Below are 18126 nucleotides of genomic sequence, written 5' to 3' on the forward strand. Positions count from 1 at the left end.
GACATATCTGTTTAATGGTTTATAAACAGAAAGTTATCTGCAATGTCTTCCCGGGAATTAATAGAAGGATTTAAAAATAATGAGACCCACACGTTAAACAGAATTTACAGGAGTCAGTATGTAAAACTGGAACGGTTTGTTCTGTCAAATAACGGGAACAGGGATCAGGCGAAGGACGTATTTCAGGAAGCGTTTGTAGTGTTGTGGAGAAATATCAGGGAAGATACGTTTGTCCCGCAAAACATCTCTGAGATAAACGGATATCTGTACCGCATAGCGAAAAATAAATGGCTGGATTATTTGCGGTCAGCAGAATATAAGAAGAGAACGATCCTTGAAAACCAGCACGATGTGACAGAGGAGACAGCAGCCGATAATGAACATAAGTTCAGGATGGTGGAGCAGGGATTAAAAAAACTGGGGGAAAAATGCAGGGACATTTTAAGCCGGTTTTATTTCAGAAAGCAGAGTATGGCTGATATAGCCGATGCTTTTGGATGGACAGAAGCCTCTGCCCGGAATAATAAGTACCGCTGCATTCAGCAGCTGAGAGAAAATTTGAATGGAATAGAAGATGAATAAGCCCCATAACATATCACAAGCAGAATTTGAAAGACTGGAAAGTTATATCCTGAACCGGATGGAGCAGGATGAAAAAACAAAACTGGAAGCAGAATTACAGCATGACCCGGTTTTAATGGAGAAATATACAGAAATCATGCAGTTGATGGAAGGCATTGAAGAGGCAGAACTCCGGGAAAAAATGGATCAGTTTCATCAGGAAATTGAAAGGAATCAAAAGAACGGCAGGACGAAAAAATTATTTTTGTTCAGCAGGGCATTTGCGGTAGCAGCTTCAGTTATAATTGTGCTGGTCATTTCGGTTTATCTGTTCATGAGGCCTGACAGGAACCAACGCTTGTATGCCGGTTTTTATCAGCCTGATCCGGGTTTGGTAACAGCAATGAGCAGCAGTTCTGATTATGAATTCGACCGTGCGATGGTTGATTTTAAAATTGGCAATTATAAGGCTGCCATTAAGCGATGGCAACCACTTTTAGAGAGCAGACCCGAAAGCGATACGCTGAATTATTTTATAGGTTCGGCATATCTGGCAGAAAACGATGCTGCTTCTGCAATTCCAAAGTTTAAGAAAGTTGCACAAAACCCGAAAAGTGATTTCAGAAATGATGCCAACTGGTACCTGGCCCTGGCTTACCTGTTGAATGATGAGAATAATAAAGCAAAAGAAATACTCAAACAGACCAGTCACCCCCGAAAAGATGAATTGTTACGAAAAATCGGGAATGAATGAAATACCTTGCGGTAATATCCTTTTTACTGATCTCAACAGCGGTTTTTTGCAATGTTGATGGACAGTTGTCTGGATTGCAAAAAGCGGTATCGGACAAGGATTACCACACCGCCCGTCAGTTGTTTCAGGAAGATACAAGTGCGTTAATTGCAGAGCAAAATTTTCTTGATCTGAGTTATTTTATTTCCTATGCCGGATATATAGCCGATTATTTTAAGGAAGACGGGCGAAAAACCGTAGAAAACATGCGGGATTTTATCCTGGATCATTCCGAAAACCAGCGCGATAAAAGACAGGCGTGGCTCGAAATACATACATACTACAGAAATAAAGGGAAGCTACAGGAAGCTTATGATGCGAATGCAAAAGCACTTGAGATTAGCAGACGGATAGAGGATATTGAACCCCGGGAGTTGGCTATGATTGAACAGAATCTTGGTGTTATTGCCTCTGAAATGAACCAGCTTTCGCTGGCTAAGTCTCATATATTAAAGGCCGCAAATGATTTTGAAAAGGATCCGAAAACAGATGAGTCCGACCAACTGAATATACTGAACAGTCTGGGGGCCACATACTGGTACGAAGCGCAATACGATTCCGTGGCGTATTACTGGTTAAGGGCTTTGGCATTTATCGACAGCATGTCGCCGTCTCTTACCAACCAGTATTACTACAAGTCGATGTTGGAGGGGAACCTGTCGGCGTTATACGATGTGATGGGAAAAACGCAGGAAAGCATCAACATTGCAAAACGTTCCATTGATGATATTCAGTATTTTACAGTTCACGCAAAAGATGATCCGAGATGGAACCGCGCACTCTTATCGCTGCTCTACTCTGCCAATAATCTGGCAACGGTGTACTACGGTGTCGGGAATTATGCGGGATCGCTGAAATTGCATGAATTTATTTACAATGAAAAGATCGGATATTATCCGCCGGATCACCCCGAAATATTTTTTACGGCCATACAGATTGGCATTTCGTATTACGCGTTACACCGTTTTTCGGAGGCGGGAACGTGGCTGATGAATGGGATAAACGGGTATAAAAAATACGGCGATACCTATCATAAAAATCTGGCTGATGCGTACAGCACACTGGCACTGATTCACGAGGCAGAAAAAAACTTTCCTGATGCGAAAAAGTATTACAGGCTGGCCGAAGGATATTATAATGAAACTTACGGCGAAAAGTTTGATTTTGTTTATCTGAACTTTTTGAAAAATGCTACCGAGTTTTACGCGCTTCATGATGATCAGGAGCTGGCAGTGGAATTGTCTCAAAAAGGACTGAATTATGTTTCGAAAGCCTATGGTAAAACTTCGCTGATTGGTTTCCGGCAAATGTTGAATTTAGGGACTGTATATTTCAATATCAATGAATACAGTAAAGCTAAAGAAACAGCAGAACAGAGTCTTGCTATCCTTGATAAATTAAGGGTGAATGCTGAATCAGGTTTAGATTCGGTAAAGATTGATCTGGATAAACCCGGAGCAATAGTACTTAAAGAAAAATCGGTGTATCAGCTGGCACAGAACAGGACAGTCGCATTTCTGGACAGTATGCTGCAGGAACTGAATCGTGCACTTTTAATTCTTGAAAAGCGAAAAACAGTGTATTCTGATCCGGATAATGTTCAGGTCATGCTTTCTCAGAACGAGGAAACCATAGAATTCATCAAAAAAATCCTGCTGGAGTTATATGAAAAAACGGGAGATGAAAACTATATTAATCAACTGCTGAAGTTGCAGGAGGAAACCGTTTACACCAAAATCAGGGCACATTTAAATCAGCTTGCAGGTATCGCGTTCTATGGTGTGCCTGATTCTGTTTTGGAACAGGAGCGTAAACTAAAAACAGCGATTAATGATCTGGTTAACAATGATGGCAACCTGACGGAATACCTCACAGCAATGGATAAATGGGATGCATTCCGGAATATGCTTAAAAAAAGGTATCCTGAGTATTACAGATTGCGGTATGCAGGAATCACTGAAGATGAATTGCAACCTGCTGTATCAGGTCAGGTGGTCAGGTATATGTTTGTTGATTCCACATTGCTGGCCATCGTTTTTCATGATGGGGAAAAGTCGGTTTTTGAGTTGAATTTCGAACCGGGACTTGTTACTGAACTTGCTCAGGTCTGGAATGATCGGTTTGAGAGCGGTAGAATTTCATATACGTTATATCAACAGCTATGGCAACCTTTCGACAGTCTGCTGAATCACGGTAGTGTGATAATAATTCCTGACGGTATTTTATATAATCTCAGTTTTGATTTGCTGACACGACAACCAATAACCGATTTCACTCAGTACCGGACGATGAGCCTGTTGTCAAACTATTATTTGTCTTATCACTATAGTCTGTGGTTTTCAAATTATCACGGTTCCAAAAAGTTTAAATCCAGCTATGCCGGTTTTGTGCCCGGATTTTCGGATCAGATGAAAGAAGATTATATGACGTCTGTGACCGATTCCACAAAGATTGATAGGGCTTACCTGCATCTGTTACCACAACCTTTTACGGTGGCATTATCCGGCAAGATCAGTAAATTGTTCGACGGGAACAGTTTTCCCTATGAACAGTCCACCGTTAGGGAATTCAGGGAGAAAGCCTCCGGTAACAAGATTATTCATATCGGTACACATGCTGAATCAAATAATGTCAGCCCTGTTTATTCGCGCCTGATCTTTGCAAAGGATAAAGATCCGGGTCTACAGGAAAATTCCCTGTTTGCATATGAGATTTACGGTACCGACATGAATTCCAACCTAACGCTTCTTACTGCCTGTGAAACAGGCAAACCACAATACAAACCCGGAGAAGGGATGGTCTCTTTGGCACATGCTTTTCTCTATGCCGGGTCGGAGAGTCTGTTGATCAGTCTCTGGAACCAGGATGAAAAAACAGGTATGGATATAACGGATTACTTTGTTAAAAGCCTGGCAAAAGGATTACCGAAAGACAGGGCTTTGAGAGAAGCCAAACTAAAATACCTTGAAAAAACGAATAACAGAACACTTTCACCGCAATACTGGGCAGGTATGGTAATTATAGGTAATTCTGAACCTGTTGCCGGATTAAAATCGTATCATCAGTTGCTTTGGGGAGTATTTGGCAGTGCATTTGCTATTTTACTTATTCTTCTTATCTGGTACCGGCATAAATAAAATTAATAGTGAACCACACTTTTTTCTGATGACATTTTGAATCTCATCCGATGGATATATAAATAAAACCCAGGAGAGATGAAAAGAGCAGTGAAAATTCTTACAATGTTATCTGTATTTGCCACAATGATTGCTTGTACAAAAGTAGATCCCAAAGAAAGCAATGAATTTACAGTTCCTTTTGAAGAAGTGATTCCGGTTATTGATAATGGAGATGGCACATATAATGTTTCCAATCCCAGCTTTCAGGCGGGATTTGAAGCGCAGGATGACGCCTTAAAATATGAGCTGCGTATTATAAGGCAGGATGGAACTTCCGGCGATCCGTTTTACAGAACAGCTGATCAACTTGTGAAAAAAGATGGAGACCTATACTACGCTGTACTTATTGGAAGCATAACCATTGGTTTAGGTGTTAATGAAGCAAAAAAAGATGAGATGGTTGCTGACTTCCAGAAGCTTCTGGATAAAGCAAAAGTTAACTACAAAGCACTGAGTATAAAAGTGATTTATGAATAAGTCACAAGGTGTAATCATTTAAAATAAACATTTATGGTTAACAGGTTACTTACGGGAATACTGTTCATGTTATGCGTTTTACCGGAATCCGTGGCGCAGTACAAATATTATATACCCACCGACTACAACGGTATCTTTTACGGTCAACCCACCAGTACCAGGGCAACAGCAATGGGATTGACTACCATAACTCAGGGTGGTGTAGAAAATGTGGTATATAATCCGGCATCCCTTGGGGTGATCCAAAAACGCATAGAATTATACTACAGTTATGCAAAAGGAAACCAGGTAAGAATTGGTTCAAGCAACCGTTTTGAAGGGCTTGCTTACAGAATCAATGACAAAATCGTAGCGGGTTTCAGCCGGATGAGGTACGTGGAAAAAAATTCTCCCTGGACCACCATTATAGGTTGGTATGAGGATTCTCAGGAAAAAAGAACCCAGGCCATGTATACACTTAGTGGTTCTTATTCACCGTATGAAAACCTTCAGGTGGGTGCTTCAGGCAACTGGCTGATCGGAAAGTCGGTTACAGATGTCACCACGAACAAGGTGTTTATTATATCCGTTGGTTCAATATACGATATGGAGACGGATTGGATCAGGCATGAACAGCTTAGCAATCAACGCATTCGCTTTGCACTGAGTTTTGTCAATTTGCTTATGAAAAACCGTATCGAAGAACGGTATCAGGATTACCTGCATTACAGGGACATGCCCATTCACTTGACTTTGGGTTCATCGTATAATGGAACTCTGCCTTTTGATTATTCATTTCTGAAGGGATTTACCGACTTCTTTAACGACATGCCCGAAACAGTCGATCTCAGTTTTCATGTGCAGTTCAGGGAAACACTACGTGGACCCAAAAAAACAGTGGTCAACGGAAATTATGAAAGCAATACATCCATTGGTCTGGGAGCAGAAGCTTTGTTTATGGATTTCTTTGCGTTCAGGCTTGGATACTTTTACGAAACACGTCCCGATCAGGGGCCTGCAGAAGGAGGCGGCTACTGGATGACAGATGACAAAAGAGGCCTGACCTTAGGATATGGATTTAAAGTTCCGGTGTGTGAATTAACAAAACAAAAAGTTCCGGTAAATGCAGATATAGATTTTGTAACGTTCAGGGTTTTAAATGAATTGGGTACAACCACTACCGTACCGGCAATATTTTCAAAGAATAACTTTCTGTTTTCCTTTGGCGTCAAACTAACGTGGGTGAATAAGCCTACAGCGGATTTGCTGTCAACTCCTTAATGGCTTTCTTAATACCTTTTGTATCGTAGCCACAAATATGATGAAGCTCGGCAACAGAACCATGTTCAATAAATTTATCGGGAACCCCAAGCAGTTTGATCCTGGGGGCATAGCCGTTTCTGGCATTAAACTCCAGTATGGCTGAACCGAAACCACCTGTTATCGTACCATCTTCGAGTGTGATAACTTTATTGAAGTTCTGCATAATTTCATGCAGCAGTTTCTCGTCCAGTGGTTTTACAAATCTCATGTTATACACGGCAACTGAAATACCTTCTTTTTCAAGTTTTTCAGCCAGGAATTTGGCCTTTATGCCAAGCGGGCCCATGGATAGTATGGCAACATCATGTCCTTTTTTGATGCATTCACCTGTACCAATCTTAATAGCCTTCATGGGTTTTTCCCAGTCCGCATTTATACCTTTACCACGTGGATAACGTATGGCAAAGGGACCTTCATGATTCAAGGCTGTAAACATCAGATTACGCAGTTCCATCTCATCCAGTGGAGATGAAACGATGAGATTCGGGACACACCTCAAATAAGCCAGATCAAACACTCCGTGGTGTGTTGCGCCGTCTTCGCCAACCAAACCTCCGCGATCCAAACAAAAGACCACATGCAGTTTTTGCAACGCTACATCGTGAATCAGCTGGTCGTAAGCACGCTGCATAAAGGTGGAGTATATATTGCAAAACGGCACAAAGCCTTCTTTTGCCATTCCGGCAGAAAAGGTTACAGCATGTTGTTCTGCTATGCCCACATCAAAAACCCGGTTGGGCATTTCTTTCATCATAATGTCCAGCGATGATCCGGTGGTCATGGCAGGTGTTATTCCCACAATTCGTTTATCCTCCCGTGCAAGTTCAAGGATGGTTTTCCCGAATACATCCTGAAACTTCGGAGGCAGACCTTCATTTGAATCTACAATGCGCAGGCCGGTATTTTTATCGAACATTCCCGGTGCATGCCATTCAGTCTGAGAATTTTCAGCCGGTTCAAATCCCTTGCCTTTTTTCGTTTTGATATGAAGAACTTTAGGACCTCTAATATTTTTCAGGTCTCTGAGTACTTCTTCCAGGTGCAGCACATCGTGACCATCTACCGGTCCAAAATATCGGATGTTAAACCCTTCGAATATGTTTCCCTGGCGTGCCAGAAGGGCTTTTATGGTATTATTGACTCTGACAATAATTTTGCGTCCTTCATCACCTACAACGTTCATTTTTGAAAGCGCCTTCAGCATTTCTGAACGCATTTTATTGTAGGTTTTTGAGGTGGAGATATCCAGTAGATATTCGGTTATTCCGCCAACGTTAGGCGAAATAGCCATCTCATTATCGTTAAGAATAATGAGCAGGTTGTTGGGGTTCACGGTAGCATTATTGAGTGCTTCGTAAGCCATGCCACCGGTAAGCGCACCATCACCAATTACAGCAATTACCTGTCGTTTATCGCCTTTCTTCCCCGATGCAATAGCCATTCCCAGGGCAGCAGAAATGGACGTGGAGGAGTGGCCAACACCAAAGGTATCGTATTCACTCTCAAAAATATTAGGGAAGCCACTAATGCCGCCAAGCTTGCGGTTGGTATGAAATTGTTCTCTTCTGCCGGTTAATATTTTATGTCCGTAAGCCTGATGTCCCACGTCCCAGACAATACGGTCGTCAGGCGTATTAAACACATAATGAAGGGCAACGGTAAGTTCTACAGTCCCAAGGCTGGCACCGAAGTGGCCGGGGTTACACGAAACAACATCAATGATGTACTGACGGAGTTCATCACACACCTCAGGTAAATCTGCCTTATCCATCTTCCTTAAATCGGATGGAAAGTTGATCTTCTTCAAATGCCTGTAGCCTCCGGTCATTATACGTTTCAATTAAAAAAATTTCCTGACCGGTTAAGAATCAGGAAAAGGTTTCCCAAAAGGGAGTATTATTTGGTTAATAGATTACTTTTTTTCTTTTTCTTCGGGCTTTCCATCCTCTTTATTCATTTCTGAATCCATTTCGGATTTAGCCTTTTTGAATTCGTTCATTCCTTTGCCCAGTCCACGCATAAGTTCCGGAATTTTTCGTCCTCCGAAAAGCAGTAACAAAACAACTGCGATCAGCAGGATTTCAGGTATTCCGGGTGTGGATATAAGAAACATAGAAGTATTCATATGAATTATGAGTTTAATCAAACAAATTTAACCAATTTATTTAAACAGCCCTATGACATCGTTCATATTTGCATAAATAAGCAGGGAGAATATAATCACCATTCCGGCAATCTGAGCATACTCCAGGAACTTCTCACTTGGCGTTCTTCCTGTAACCATTTCGTAAAGCAAAATCACTACATGTCCGCCGTCAAGTGCAGGGATCGGCAATAAATTCATTATGGCCAATATGATAGACAGAAAAGCTGTCAAAGTCCAGAATGAATACCAGTCCCATACAGGGGGGAATATGGATCCTATTTTAATAAATCCGCCAAGTTGCTTGTAGGCTTTTGTTTCCGGCGCAAAGATCAGTTTAAACTGTTTCAGATAATCAGTTATGGACTGCACACCTTTATTAATACCTGCCGGAATTGATTCCAGAAATGTAAATTTTTCGGTGGAAAAATCATAAAATTCACTTGGATGATGCGCATAAATGCCCAGTTTCCCTTCATCAGTCAGTGTTACATTAAATGTTTTTTGAACTCCATCCCTGTCAACAGTAATGCCAACGGTCTTTCCGGCATATTTCGACAGGGAATCTGTGAACATATCGTAGAATTCCAGTGGGTGTCCGTTAAAAGCCACCAGTTTGTCCTCTTCTTTCAGTCCGGCCTTTTCTGCCGGTGCATCATCCACAAATTTTGCGATTACGAATGGTGTGCGCAGGTCGAACAGTGGTGTTTTATCTTCACCGATAAGTTTGGCGAAATTCTCATCGCTGATAGGAACTTTAACGGTTTTACCGTCACGGTCCACCGTTACATATTTGGCATGATCCAAAATTATAGTCGGAACAATTTTGCTGAAGCTTGGTACTTCTTCACCATCAACATTAACGATTTTATCACCATCACGAAAGCCCATATCATAGGCAGTCTGGTTCACTGCAACACCATACTTCATATTCTGTGTAGGCAGGTATTGCTCGCCCCAGGTCCAGAGCACCATGGTGTAAATAAAGAATGCCAGCAGTACATTAAAAAGTACACCGCCAATCATGATCAGAAGTCTCTGCCACGAAGGTTTGCTCCTGAATTCATAGGGTTGTGGTGGTTGTTTCATCTGTTCCTTATCCATGGATTCATCTATCATCCCTGCTATTTTCACATAACCACCCAAAGGAAGCCATCCAATACCATATTCAGTTTCCCCTATTTTCTTTTTCCAGATGGCGAACCATGGATCAAAAAACAAACGGAATTTTTCCACACGGGTTTTAAAAATCCGTGCGAACAGGAAATGGCCAAATTCGTGAATCATAACCAAAATAGAAAGACTGGCAATGAGTTGGAGAGCTTGAATTAATATCGTCATTTAGTGTTCAAATTTTAAAAATCAGACAAATGTAAGACATTTTATTTAATATCAGTTTTTACCCAATAAAACCAAACAATTATTAACATGTTCATTACCTGATTGAAAACCGTTCATATTTGTTTCAGTTTTTGAGATTTAATATGTGGTATTTTTTTAAGAAAATAAGTGTATTGAGTGCAACATTATTTGGTTTTTATGGGGTTCGTTCAATAAAACAGGGTCAAAATATAAAGAATACCCTTAAAATTGAGCGATAAATATGATGTTTTAAGATAATTATGCAATTTTGCAACCGGAACGTAAGGTAAAATAAATTTCATATAACATGTCTGACAAAGGGAAGTCCCCACGTGATTTATTCGGAAGTAAACTGGGTGTGATTGCTGCGGCAGCAGGTTCTGCTGTCGGTTTAGGTAACATCTGGAAATTTCCGTACGAAGCCGGACAAAACGGAGGTGGCGCATTTTTACTGGTCTATATCGGATTTATACTGGCCATAGGATTACCGATTATGATTTCGGAATTTGTGATCGGCCGGAAATCCAGGGCCAACGCTGCTGGTGCATTTAAGAAGCTGGCTCCCGGGAAACCATGGTTTGTGGTAGGATGGATGGGCGTGGCAGCTGCATTTATGATTCTGGCGTTTTATGGTGTGGTAGCCGGCTGGACTCTGGAGTATATTAAGGAGGCCATAACCAATTCGTTTGACGGGCAGTCAACGCAACAACTCACAGACAACTTTAATGCCTTTATGACTAATCCGGTACGCCCTATAATATGGCAGGTGATTTTTATGTTGCTGACGGGTGGCATCATTTTGGGAGGTGTTAAAAACGGGATAGAAAAATATACTAAAATACTGATGCCTTTACTGTTGATCATCATTATTGTGATGGGCATCAAATCCTTATCGCTGCCGGGCGGTGGAGATGGGCTGAAGTTTCTGTTCTCATTTCAGTTTGATAAGATAAACTCATCTGTGCTGATTGAAGCTTTGGGACAGGCCTTTTTCTCACTAAGTCTGGGAATGGGCGCTATCATCACTTACGGTTCATACGTTGACGGGCGATCAAATCTGACCCGTACGGCACTTCAGGTGACCTTTGTAGATACTCTGATTGCGGTTCTTGCCGGTGTGGCTATTTTTCCTGCCGTATTTGCATTCGGCATTGAGCCATCATTCGGAGAGGGACTTGTTTTTGTGGCGCTTCCCAGCATTTTTGAACAGATGAGTGGCGGCTACTTCTGGGGCATTCTGTTCTTTGTCCTGCTGGCTGTTGCGGCGTTGACCTCAACCATTTCGTTGCTGGAGGTTATTGTAGCTTATTTGTCAGAGGAATTTAAGATAAAACGTAAAACTGCCACGATAACCGGAACCATTATTGTTTCATTCCTGGGTGCATTGTGTTCGTTATCTCTGGGTGCCGGAAGTGATATACACATCTTTGGTCAAAACTTTTTTGGTTTGCTTAATTTTACCGCATCAAATGTGTTATTGCCTCTTGGTGGTATGCTGATTGCCCTTTTTCTGGGTTGGCAGATTAAGCGTAACGATACCTACGAAGAGCTTTCCAACGGAGGAACCATTAAACTACGACTGTTCCGGGTTTTCCTCGTGATCATTAAATTTATAGCCCCAATCGCCATCGCCATGGTATTTCTGCATGAGATTGGATTGTTAAAGTTGAATGCATGAACGAACTGCTGTTTTTCGGTTTTGTCCTTATTTTAATGGGCGTGAACCTGTATGCGTTTCGCAAGGGTATTACTTACATGTATATTCTGATTGCGGTTTACACCCTTATGATGAATATTTTTGTGGTGAAACAGTTTAACCTGTTTGGTCTGGCTGTTACCGGGGGGAATGCGTTATACGGTGCCATCTTTTTACTGACAGACCTGCTATCAGAACATCATGGGGAAAAGCAGGCGGTAAAATCGGTGAAAATCGGGTTTGGCGTGATGCTGCTGTTTGTACTGTTTACACAGGTTTTAATATTGTTTGAACCGAACAGTTTTGACTACGCCGATGAAAGTGTCAGAACGCTTTTTGCTGTTACACCGCGTATTTTAGCCGGATCGCTGCTGGCCTATTTTATTGCACAGCGTCTGGATATCTTTTTTTACAAGAAACTAAAGGAACTGACCAAAGGGAAATACCTGTTTATCCGTAACAACGGTTCAACCATGTTGTCACAGCTTATCGACACTCTGATCTTTACTTCAGTTGGCCTAACAGCATTCTCATTTTTACCGTTCGGTGGTGTGATAACTCCCGATATTTTCTGGCAGAATGTGCTGTTCACCTATATCATCAAACTGATTGTGGCAGCGCTTGATACACCTTTTCTTTACTTTAGTTACAGGTTAAAACCAACAAGGAATTAAACGCAGGCGTTATTTTTAATTAAAAGGGTTTTGTATTAAAAACATTTATACTATTTTTGCCCCGCAAAATTATGGCGAGATAGCTCTCCCGAACCATCGGGAGGTTAGAGCGCAAAATGTAATGGCGAGATAGCTCAGTTGGTTAGAGCGCATGATTCATAATCATGAGGTCCCGAGTTCAACCCTCGGTCTCGCTACTGAAAAGGATGCAGTTACAATAATAAGTTGTAACTGCTTTTTATTTATACATACAGGATACATACAATTCATATTATTTATTTGTTTTGAATTTTTACCAAAAGACCTTATTTACACTCTTTTGTTCGTGTTCAGTTAATGTTTTATAAAGTTCATTTCTTTCTTCATCGCGAAGTAAATCATCAGGTGCTTTGATTAATGGATCAAACCAGTTTATCTTATTTTCTACCCAAATCGAAAAATCATTTTCCTCATTTGGAGGGCTTACATTCAACTTGTGCATTTTGCTATATTCCCGCATAGTTATTGAAATTTTCCAGCAAATTACCTGATTAATAAAACCTTTGAAACGCAAAATTTCCAGGGTCCTTGATTGTTTTAATTCCTCTTCTTGTTTCCTGATTTCTTCATATTTCTTTCGTTGAATCTCTCTTTGGATACGTTCCTCTTTTTCTTTTAAGGTTTTATATTCAAGATATGTAACAATATCTAAGATTCTATCTTCCAGGAGAATTTTTCCGTCAATCCATTCTTTTTGAGTATAGTAATTGCCTAAAATGACAGCTAATTTTCCTGCAGGGATAAATTCTCTACTCGGATAATCATTTGGATCATTGTATACTATTTTCATTTTTTCTTTTATGGATAACTTAATGTCTTCTCCATACATACGGATAAATACATTGTTGTACTGACTAATGATCTCATGATTTCTTTTTAAAAGAATTTTAAGTAGAGCATTAAATAGTACATAAGCTCTGTTTATATTTTTCTTAGAGACGCGTACATTAAATTCATTATTACCTGATTCATACATGCCTTTATATAAATAACATTGACCCAAAGAAGCTTTAGAGCTTAAAATCCGGGGGTGAGGATTAGTTAGTTTTGATGACACCTTAATATAACTTGATAACTTATCAATTAATTCTTGTTTTATCTTCTTTTTGATCATGGATGTTTCATTGGAATATACTTTATTCCCTTCTTTCAGACCCAGTATAATAGGTTTATCAAAAGTTCTTGTTGATAATTTTGTCTTTGTTACACAATAGCCATGTTTTATTTTTGACCAATAACCAACGGGAGGTAAAGGGATATCAAATTCTTTGCAACGTTTACGAATTATGTAATCCGAAATATTTAACCTATTAGCAAACTTATTAATGGGCTCCTCCCAGACTTTTGTGTAAAGTTCTTCTCGAGTAAATTCAATTTGTTTCATTTTTTAGTTTAAAGTTATGGTAAAATAAAAGAGGCCGCCTTTTTGGACAGCCTCATAATTTATGTTAGTAAAATGTTTTTTGGCGGGTGGAACGTATTCTCCTATAAAGGTTTTCTTTGCTCAATCCTGTTTGTCTGTTTTAGCCCACCCACGTTCCACACCGGCTTAGCCTTAGTTATAATTATTTTTATAATTGTCTTCATAGTTTTCCAATTTATTTTAAGGTTAATATATAGTTTCCCAATGCTTCTAAAAGCACATATAATAGAAATTAATAATGAAATTAATTCCGCCCAGGGTGGAAGAATTTTCAGACTCACTAAAAGAACAAAGATATGTAGAAATCATCGTTATGACTGATTACAAAAATATAGAATTACAGTATCAATACAAAGTTTGGTTTAGATTACACCATCAGTTTTTCCAGCTCATCTTTCGTTTTTCTCCAATTGGGAGATAGTTTATTCAGGAGCTCATAAAATGCTGCACTGTGATTGAGATGTGCTAAATGGCATAATTCATGAATAATCACATATTCAATACATTTTTTTGGAGCTTTGATCAACTCAGTATTTAAAAGAATTTCACCTTTGGGGCTGCAACTTCCCCAGCGTTTATCCATCCATCTGTGTCTTAAAGTCGGTGTTCCTTTAAAAAAAGATTTTGAAAGTGGCACAAGTTCATCAAATAATTTATTAAAATGCTGTTCCGCTTTAGATTTAAACCATGCCTTTAATATAGTTTCAACATGCACTTTATTTTCTTTATCCTTTGTATAAACAATTATGCTACCGCCATGAAGTTTAACAGACTCTTTGTTTTCACTTATGAGTTTCAAACGGTATTGCTTGCCTAGATACAAATGTGTTTCGCCACTTACGAATTTTCTGGGAGGTGTTATTGGGTGAAATGATAAAAAAAAGTCCTGCTGTTTTAATATCCAGGCAGCCTTGTTGTAAACTTTCCCGGAAACTTTGTTTTTACTTGTGCCATTTGGTGCAATTACATGAACAGATTTATCAGGATATACTTTTATGCCTAAAGTTTTACGATTAGCAAAGTCTAAATAGTATTCGATAGTAGAATTACCGTATTTAATCTGTTCCTTAAACATACTACTTGTATTTATGTATGGCAATTTTCATACACTCTTCAATCAGATGATCGATTTCATCCCAATTGGGGCCAATATCATATTTTTGAAGGAGATCGTAAATCACGTCACTTAGCTCAATATTGATCTTTCCTCTTATATCAACATTTCTGTGAAAGTCAACAATCTTTTTGTTATTGAGGTAAATATTGTTTTTAACGACCCGGTCAATGGCTAACCCCATTTCAATATGAAAAGGTGTTTTTAAAAGTTCCAAATTGTTGTAAACAGATTTACTGTAATTGTAAAAAGCTAAAGCCACCTCATTTTTTTCTAGTTGTTCCGGTGCATCTTCCCGACGTCCTTTTAAAAAATCATCTTCAAATTTTTGTGCTCTTTTTAAATATTCGGCTTCACTAATTCTTTTTTGATGGTATGCTTCAATGGTCTGTTTGATGAGGTCTGCGAACCGGGTATAAAAAATCGGATCATCCTGCATTTTAACGTTGATGGCTTTAATTGTCCGGCTGGCAATATGATCAGCCTGTGCTGCTTTACCAATTATCTTTTCTACTTCAGCTTCCCGTTCTTCCTTATTAAAGATATCAACAAGATCGGTTATTTTTAAAATTTCCCCATCCGTTGAAAGATGTTTGTTGATTAACTTTTGCACCTGTGGCTCATATTCCCTGTAGGATATATCATCGTTGTACCTTCGTTTAACATCAACCCGAAGCTTTAAAAAGAACTTTGCATCCTGCTTGTAGTTTTTAATTTTAACTTCTTCTGTACTATTAACAAAATGAACGGATGAAAGTGCCAGTTTAAGCATTCGTGCAAAAACAGAAAGTTTATCATAAAACTTATTTCTAATATCCTCCGCAGAAAGTAGTTCTTCGTATGCCGTGGCTTCCAGATTTTTCCCTTTCAGGCTTTTGAAGATATCCCAAATCTCGGCATGCGCCTGGGGTAACTTTTTAATTTCATCATCAATACTGGTTAAGGTTCCCGCCAGATCTTCTTTGTCAAATCCTTCAAGACCGGAATATGTATCTAATGCGTTATCAAGATTTTCCAGATTGCCGTAATAGTCTATGATGTAGCCATAATCTTTCCCCGGATATACACGGTTTACCCTGGCAATTGCCTGCAAAAGGGTATGTTCTTTAAGGCTGCGGCACAGATATAAAACCGTATTGTTAGGTGCATCAAAACCGGTTAGAAGTTTCGCAACCACAATTAATATTTCAGGATGGTCACGTTTTTTAAACTGATTAATAATACTTTTTTCAAAGGTTTTCAGATCGCCATATTTATCTTCCATGGCTTTGAAATAGGTATCTTCTCTCTGTTTTTCTTCGTTGTCGTCATAGTATGAATCTTCCATTCCCTCCCGCTGATCAGAGCGTGTCACTACCACTTCGGAAGAAATCTTCCCGATTTCGTCGAGATAGTGCTTATACAACAAGGCTGTTTTTATGGAAGGTGCCACCAATTGTCCTTTGGGTTTGTATGCTGTATCGCTTGACTGGAAGAAACCGGTATAATGCTCGCTGATATCCCAGGCTCGTGCATAAATGATCTGATCAGCCTTGTTAAGCTCGTTTATAGTATTGAATTTGCGTTTTAGCGCAGCTTTACCGTAATCGCTCAAGGGTTCAGATACTTTATCGAAAAATGTGTTCAACGGTTTTTCATTGATGGACATCAGGTTGTGCCGGCCTTCGTACAACAGGGGAACAACCGCACTGTCTTCAATAGCATCAGTTACGGTGTAGGGTTTACCAATATATCCGCCGAATTTTCTGGCAGTGTTTTTTTCTTTTTTCATTAAAGGCGTGCCGGTAAATGCTATAAAACAGGCATTTGGGAATACCCTTTGCATACTCACACTAAAGCTGCCATATTGTGTGCGGTGGCCTTCGTCGATCAGAATAAATATATCTGGTGACGCAAAAGGTTCTTTACATTGTTTTACGGCTGCCTCAAACTTGTTTATAATGGTAGTTATAATGGCATCATCATTTTCGCTGATTAACCCTGACAGATGTGTTCCTGTTTTGGCCTGGCGAACTTCTTTCTGACATTTTTTAAATGTATCAGAAAGCTGGTCGTCCAAATCAATACGGTCAGTCACCAATAATATTTTGGGGTTTAAAATGTGCTTGTTGGATGCAAGTAACTGTGCCAGCATTACCATGGTTAAGGATTTCCCGCTACCCTGGGTATGCCAGATGACACCACCTGTACGTTTTCCTGCGTTATTAAACCGGGAAACTCTTTTAATGGTTTCATTCACCACAAAATACTGCTGATACCGGGCTATTTTTTTTACTCCATCATCGTACACGGTAAAGTTGCGGATCAGATCGAGCATTCTTACAGGTGTACACAGGCTGTAAAGCAATTCGTCCTGTTTGGTACATTTACGGGGTTCGTCGATCGATTGCTCATCAATACGGTCAAAATATTGACGGACATACCTGAATCTGTCTGAAAACAATTTGTTTTTATTTTCTTCGGTAAGTGGTGTGTTTTTTAGTCTGTTCAGTGTATTCCAATAGTTTGCTTCGGCGGTTTTTGAAGAAAACAATTCTTTCCATTTTGACCAGAACTCCTTACTTGTTCCGGTAGTTGCATAGCTGGCATCATTGGTTGCCAGGCTTAATACCAGACCGGAGTAAACATAAAGTGAACGTATGCCGTTTTTACTAAAATTTCGTGTGTGTTGTTCAATGGCCAGTTCTACCGGGGTTTTGGTACCGGTTAAAGAAGGGCTTTTGCATTCAACAATACACATGGGGATCCCGTTCACAAACAGCACCAGATCGGGACGATAGGTATCGGTTCTGCCGTCACGAACCACACTGAATTCTTCGGTAACATGAAAGGCATTGTTCTCAGGGTTTTGCCAGTCGATGTATTGCAAGGAATGACTTTTCTTGTCTCCATCTACCGTTTGCTCAAATGCCTTTCCCAGTGTGATTAAATCATAAAAAGCTGCATTGGCCGTCATGATGCCCTCATGAACCGGTAACTCTTTTACGGCAAGTATCGCTGAGTTGATATTGGCTTCAGAGAATTCGTATTCCTTCCCTTTGCGGGTAAAACTGTTTATTTTTTGCAGTTGAGTAAACAGTACTTCTTCAAATATCACCACCGAGTTTTTGCCCTTACGCCATTTCATGGCCTGATGTGGAGTGACATATTCATAACCCATATTGATGAGCAACTGAAGTGCCGGAATCTGAGAAATATGATCTTCGAGAAACGATGGGGTTGTCATAGTAATTCACTGTTTTATTGGTTGTTCAGAATACCGATAGGTGTAAATTTCTTTAAATTTCTTTCCTTTGCATTGCAAATGTTGTATATTTGTCACGCTCATTCTTCCATATTAGGAGAACAGAGTTTCGAGGCTCG

The 18126-nt window shown here is 39.8% G+C and carries 13 protein-coding genes and 1 tRNA gene; 8 read left to right on the forward strand and 6 right to left on the reverse strand.

The window, feature by feature from the left end; genetic code table 11:
- Nucleotides 1–42: 42 nt before the first annotated feature.
- The 5 genes from ACE01N_RS01745 to ACE01N_RS01765 all read left to right on the forward strand — a co-directional run bounded on the left by ACE01N_RS01745 (nucleotide 43) and on the right by ACE01N_RS01765 (nucleotide 6270).
- The gene (locus ACE01N_RS01745; RefSeq protein WP_380584201.1) at nucleotides 43–582 is read left to right on the forward strand and encodes an RNA polymerase sigma factor; all 540 of its coding nucleotides are present in this window, start codon (nucleotides 43–45) and stop codon (nucleotides 580–582) included.
- A complete protein-coding gene (locus ACE01N_RS01750) occupies nucleotides 575–1315 on the forward strand; it encodes a tetratricopeptide repeat protein (protein WP_380584203.1) in 741 nt (246 codons plus the stop codon). Before ACE01N_RS01745 ends, ACE01N_RS01750 begins: the two co-directional genes overlap by 8 nt.
- Complete coding sequence (locus ACE01N_RS01755) at nucleotides 1312–4491, forward strand: CHAT domain-containing protein (RefSeq protein ID WP_380584205.1); 3180 nt, start codon at nucleotides 1312–1314, stop codon at nucleotides 4489–4491. Before ACE01N_RS01750 ends, ACE01N_RS01755 begins: the two co-directional genes overlap by 4 nt.
- Nucleotides 4492–4569: 78 nt before the next feature.
- Nucleotides 4570–5010, forward strand: a complete 441-nt coding sequence (locus ACE01N_RS01760; RefSeq protein WP_380584207.1) for a hypothetical protein — start codon at nucleotides 4570–4572, stop codon at nucleotides 5008–5010.
- A gap of 33 nt (nucleotides 5011–5043) precedes the next feature.
- Nucleotides 5044–6270, forward strand: coding sequence for a PorV/PorQ family protein (locus tag ACE01N_RS01765; protein ID WP_380584209.1), 1227 nt, complete (start codon nucleotides 5044–5046; stop codon nucleotides 6268–6270).
- Here the strand turns inward: ACE01N_RS01765 and dxs are convergent.
- From dxs to rseP, 3 genes are all read right to left on the reverse strand, one after another.
- Nucleotides 6242–8152, reverse strand: coding sequence for a 1-deoxy-D-xylulose-5-phosphate synthase (dxs, locus tag ACE01N_RS01770; RefSeq protein ID WP_380584211.1), 1911 nt, complete (start codon nucleotides 8150–8152; stop codon nucleotides 6242–6244). The genes ACE01N_RS01765 and dxs overlap by 29 nt on opposite strands.
- A gap of 72 nt (nucleotides 8153–8224) precedes the next feature.
- Complete coding sequence (locus ACE01N_RS01775; protein ID WP_375727883.1) at nucleotides 8225–8437, reverse strand: Sec-independent protein translocase subunit TatA/TatB; 213 nt, start codon at nucleotides 8435–8437, stop codon at nucleotides 8225–8227.
- A gap of 36 nt (nucleotides 8438–8473) precedes the next feature.
- Entirely contained in the window at nucleotides 8474–9796 is a 1323-nt protein-coding gene (gene rseP / locus ACE01N_RS01780; RefSeq protein WP_380584213.1) for an RIP metalloprotease RseP, read from the reverse strand.
- A gap of 328 nt (nucleotides 9797–10124) precedes the next feature.
- On the opposite strand from rseP, the gene ACE01N_RS01785 reads away from it, so the two are divergent.
- The 3 genes from ACE01N_RS01785 to ACE01N_RS01795 all read left to right on the forward strand — a co-directional run bounded on the left by ACE01N_RS01785 (nucleotide 10125) and on the right by ACE01N_RS01795 (nucleotide 12384).
- Nucleotides 10125–11495 (forward strand): sodium-dependent transporter, encoded by a 1371-nt coding sequence (locus ACE01N_RS01785; protein WP_380584215.1) that lies wholly within the window; start codon nucleotides 10125–10127, stop codon nucleotides 11493–11495.
- On the forward strand, nucleotides 11492–12187 hold the full coding sequence (locus ACE01N_RS01790; protein ID WP_375727880.1) for a queuosine precursor transporter: 696 nt from the start codon (nucleotides 11492–11494) through the stop codon (nucleotides 12185–12187). The genes ACE01N_RS01785 and ACE01N_RS01790 overlap by 4 nt, the downstream gene beginning before the upstream one ends.
- Before the next feature lie 123 nt (nucleotides 12188–12310).
- Nucleotides 12311–12384, forward strand: a tRNA-Met gene (locus ACE01N_RS01795).
- Nucleotides 12385–12479: 95 nt separating this feature from the next.
- Here ACE01N_RS01795 and ACE01N_RS01800 read toward each other — a convergent pair.
- From ACE01N_RS01800 to ACE01N_RS01810, 3 genes are all read right to left on the reverse strand, one after another.
- Complete coding sequence (locus ACE01N_RS01800) at nucleotides 12480–13610, reverse strand: hypothetical protein (protein WP_380584218.1); 1131 nt, start codon at nucleotides 13608–13610, stop codon at nucleotides 12480–12482.
- A gap of 406 nt (nucleotides 13611–14016) precedes the next feature.
- Nucleotides 14017–14724 (reverse strand): M48 family metallopeptidase, encoded by a 708-nt coding sequence (locus ACE01N_RS01805; protein WP_380584220.1) that lies wholly within the window; start codon nucleotides 14722–14724, stop codon nucleotides 14017–14019.
- A 1-nt stretch (nucleotide 14725) separates the two neighbouring features.
- A complete protein-coding gene (locus tag ACE01N_RS01810; RefSeq protein ID WP_380584222.1) occupies nucleotides 14726–17989 on the reverse strand; it encodes a type I restriction endonuclease subunit R in 3264 nt (1087 codons plus the stop codon).
- Nucleotides 17990–18126: the final 137 nt, after the last annotated feature.

The sequence above is a fragment of the Quyinboa ferrireducens genome (assembly GCF_042436675.1).
Classification (GTDB): Bacteria; Bacteroidota; Bacteroidia; order Bacteroidales; family UBA5342; genus JBHJHP01.

Excerpts from the sequence above, each read along its gene's own strand:
- ACE01N_RS01745 (WP_380584201.1), top strand. The coding sequence starts at position 43 with ATGTCTTCCCGGGAATTAATAGAAGGATTTAAAAATAATGAGACCCAC.
- ACE01N_RS01750 (WP_380584203.1), top strand. The coding sequence starts at position 575 with ATGAATAAGCCCCATAACATATCACAAGCAGAATTTGAAAGACTGGAA.
- ACE01N_RS01755 (WP_380584205.1), top strand. The coding sequence starts at position 1,312 with ATGAAATACCTTGCGGTAATATCCTTTTTACTGATCTCAACAGCGGTT.
- ACE01N_RS01760 (WP_380584207.1), top strand. The coding sequence starts at position 4,570 with ATGAAAAGAGCAGTGAAAATTCTTACAATGTTATCTGTATTTGCCACA.
- ACE01N_RS01765 (WP_380584209.1), top strand. The coding sequence starts at position 5,044 with ATGGTTAACAGGTTACTTACGGGAATACTGTTCATGTTATGCGTTTTA.
- ACE01N_RS01775 (WP_375727883.1), bottom strand. The coding sequence starts at position 8,437 with ATGAATACTTCTATGTTTCTTATATCCACACCCGGAATACCTGAAATC.
- rseP (WP_380584213.1), bottom strand. The coding sequence starts at position 9,796 with ATGACGATATTAATTCAAGCTCTCCAACTCATTGCCAGTCTTTCTATT.
- ACE01N_RS01785 (WP_380584215.1), top strand. The coding sequence starts at position 10,125 with ATGTCTGACAAAGGGAAGTCCCCACGTGATTTATTCGGAAGTAAACTG.
- ACE01N_RS01790 (WP_375727880.1), top strand. The coding sequence starts at position 11,492 with ATGAACGAACTGCTGTTTTTCGGTTTTGTCCTTATTTTAATGGGCGTG.
- ACE01N_RS01800 (WP_380584218.1), bottom strand. The coding sequence starts at position 13,610 with ATGAAACAAATTGAATTTACTCGAGAAGAACTTTACACAAAAGTCTGG.
- ACE01N_RS01805 (WP_380584220.1), bottom strand. The coding sequence starts at position 14,724 with ATGTTTAAGGAACAGATTAAATACGGTAATTCTACTATCGAATACTAT.
- ACE01N_RS01810 (WP_380584222.1), bottom strand. The coding sequence starts at position 17,989 with ATGACAACCCCATCGTTTCTCGAAGATCATATTTCTCAGATTCCGGCA.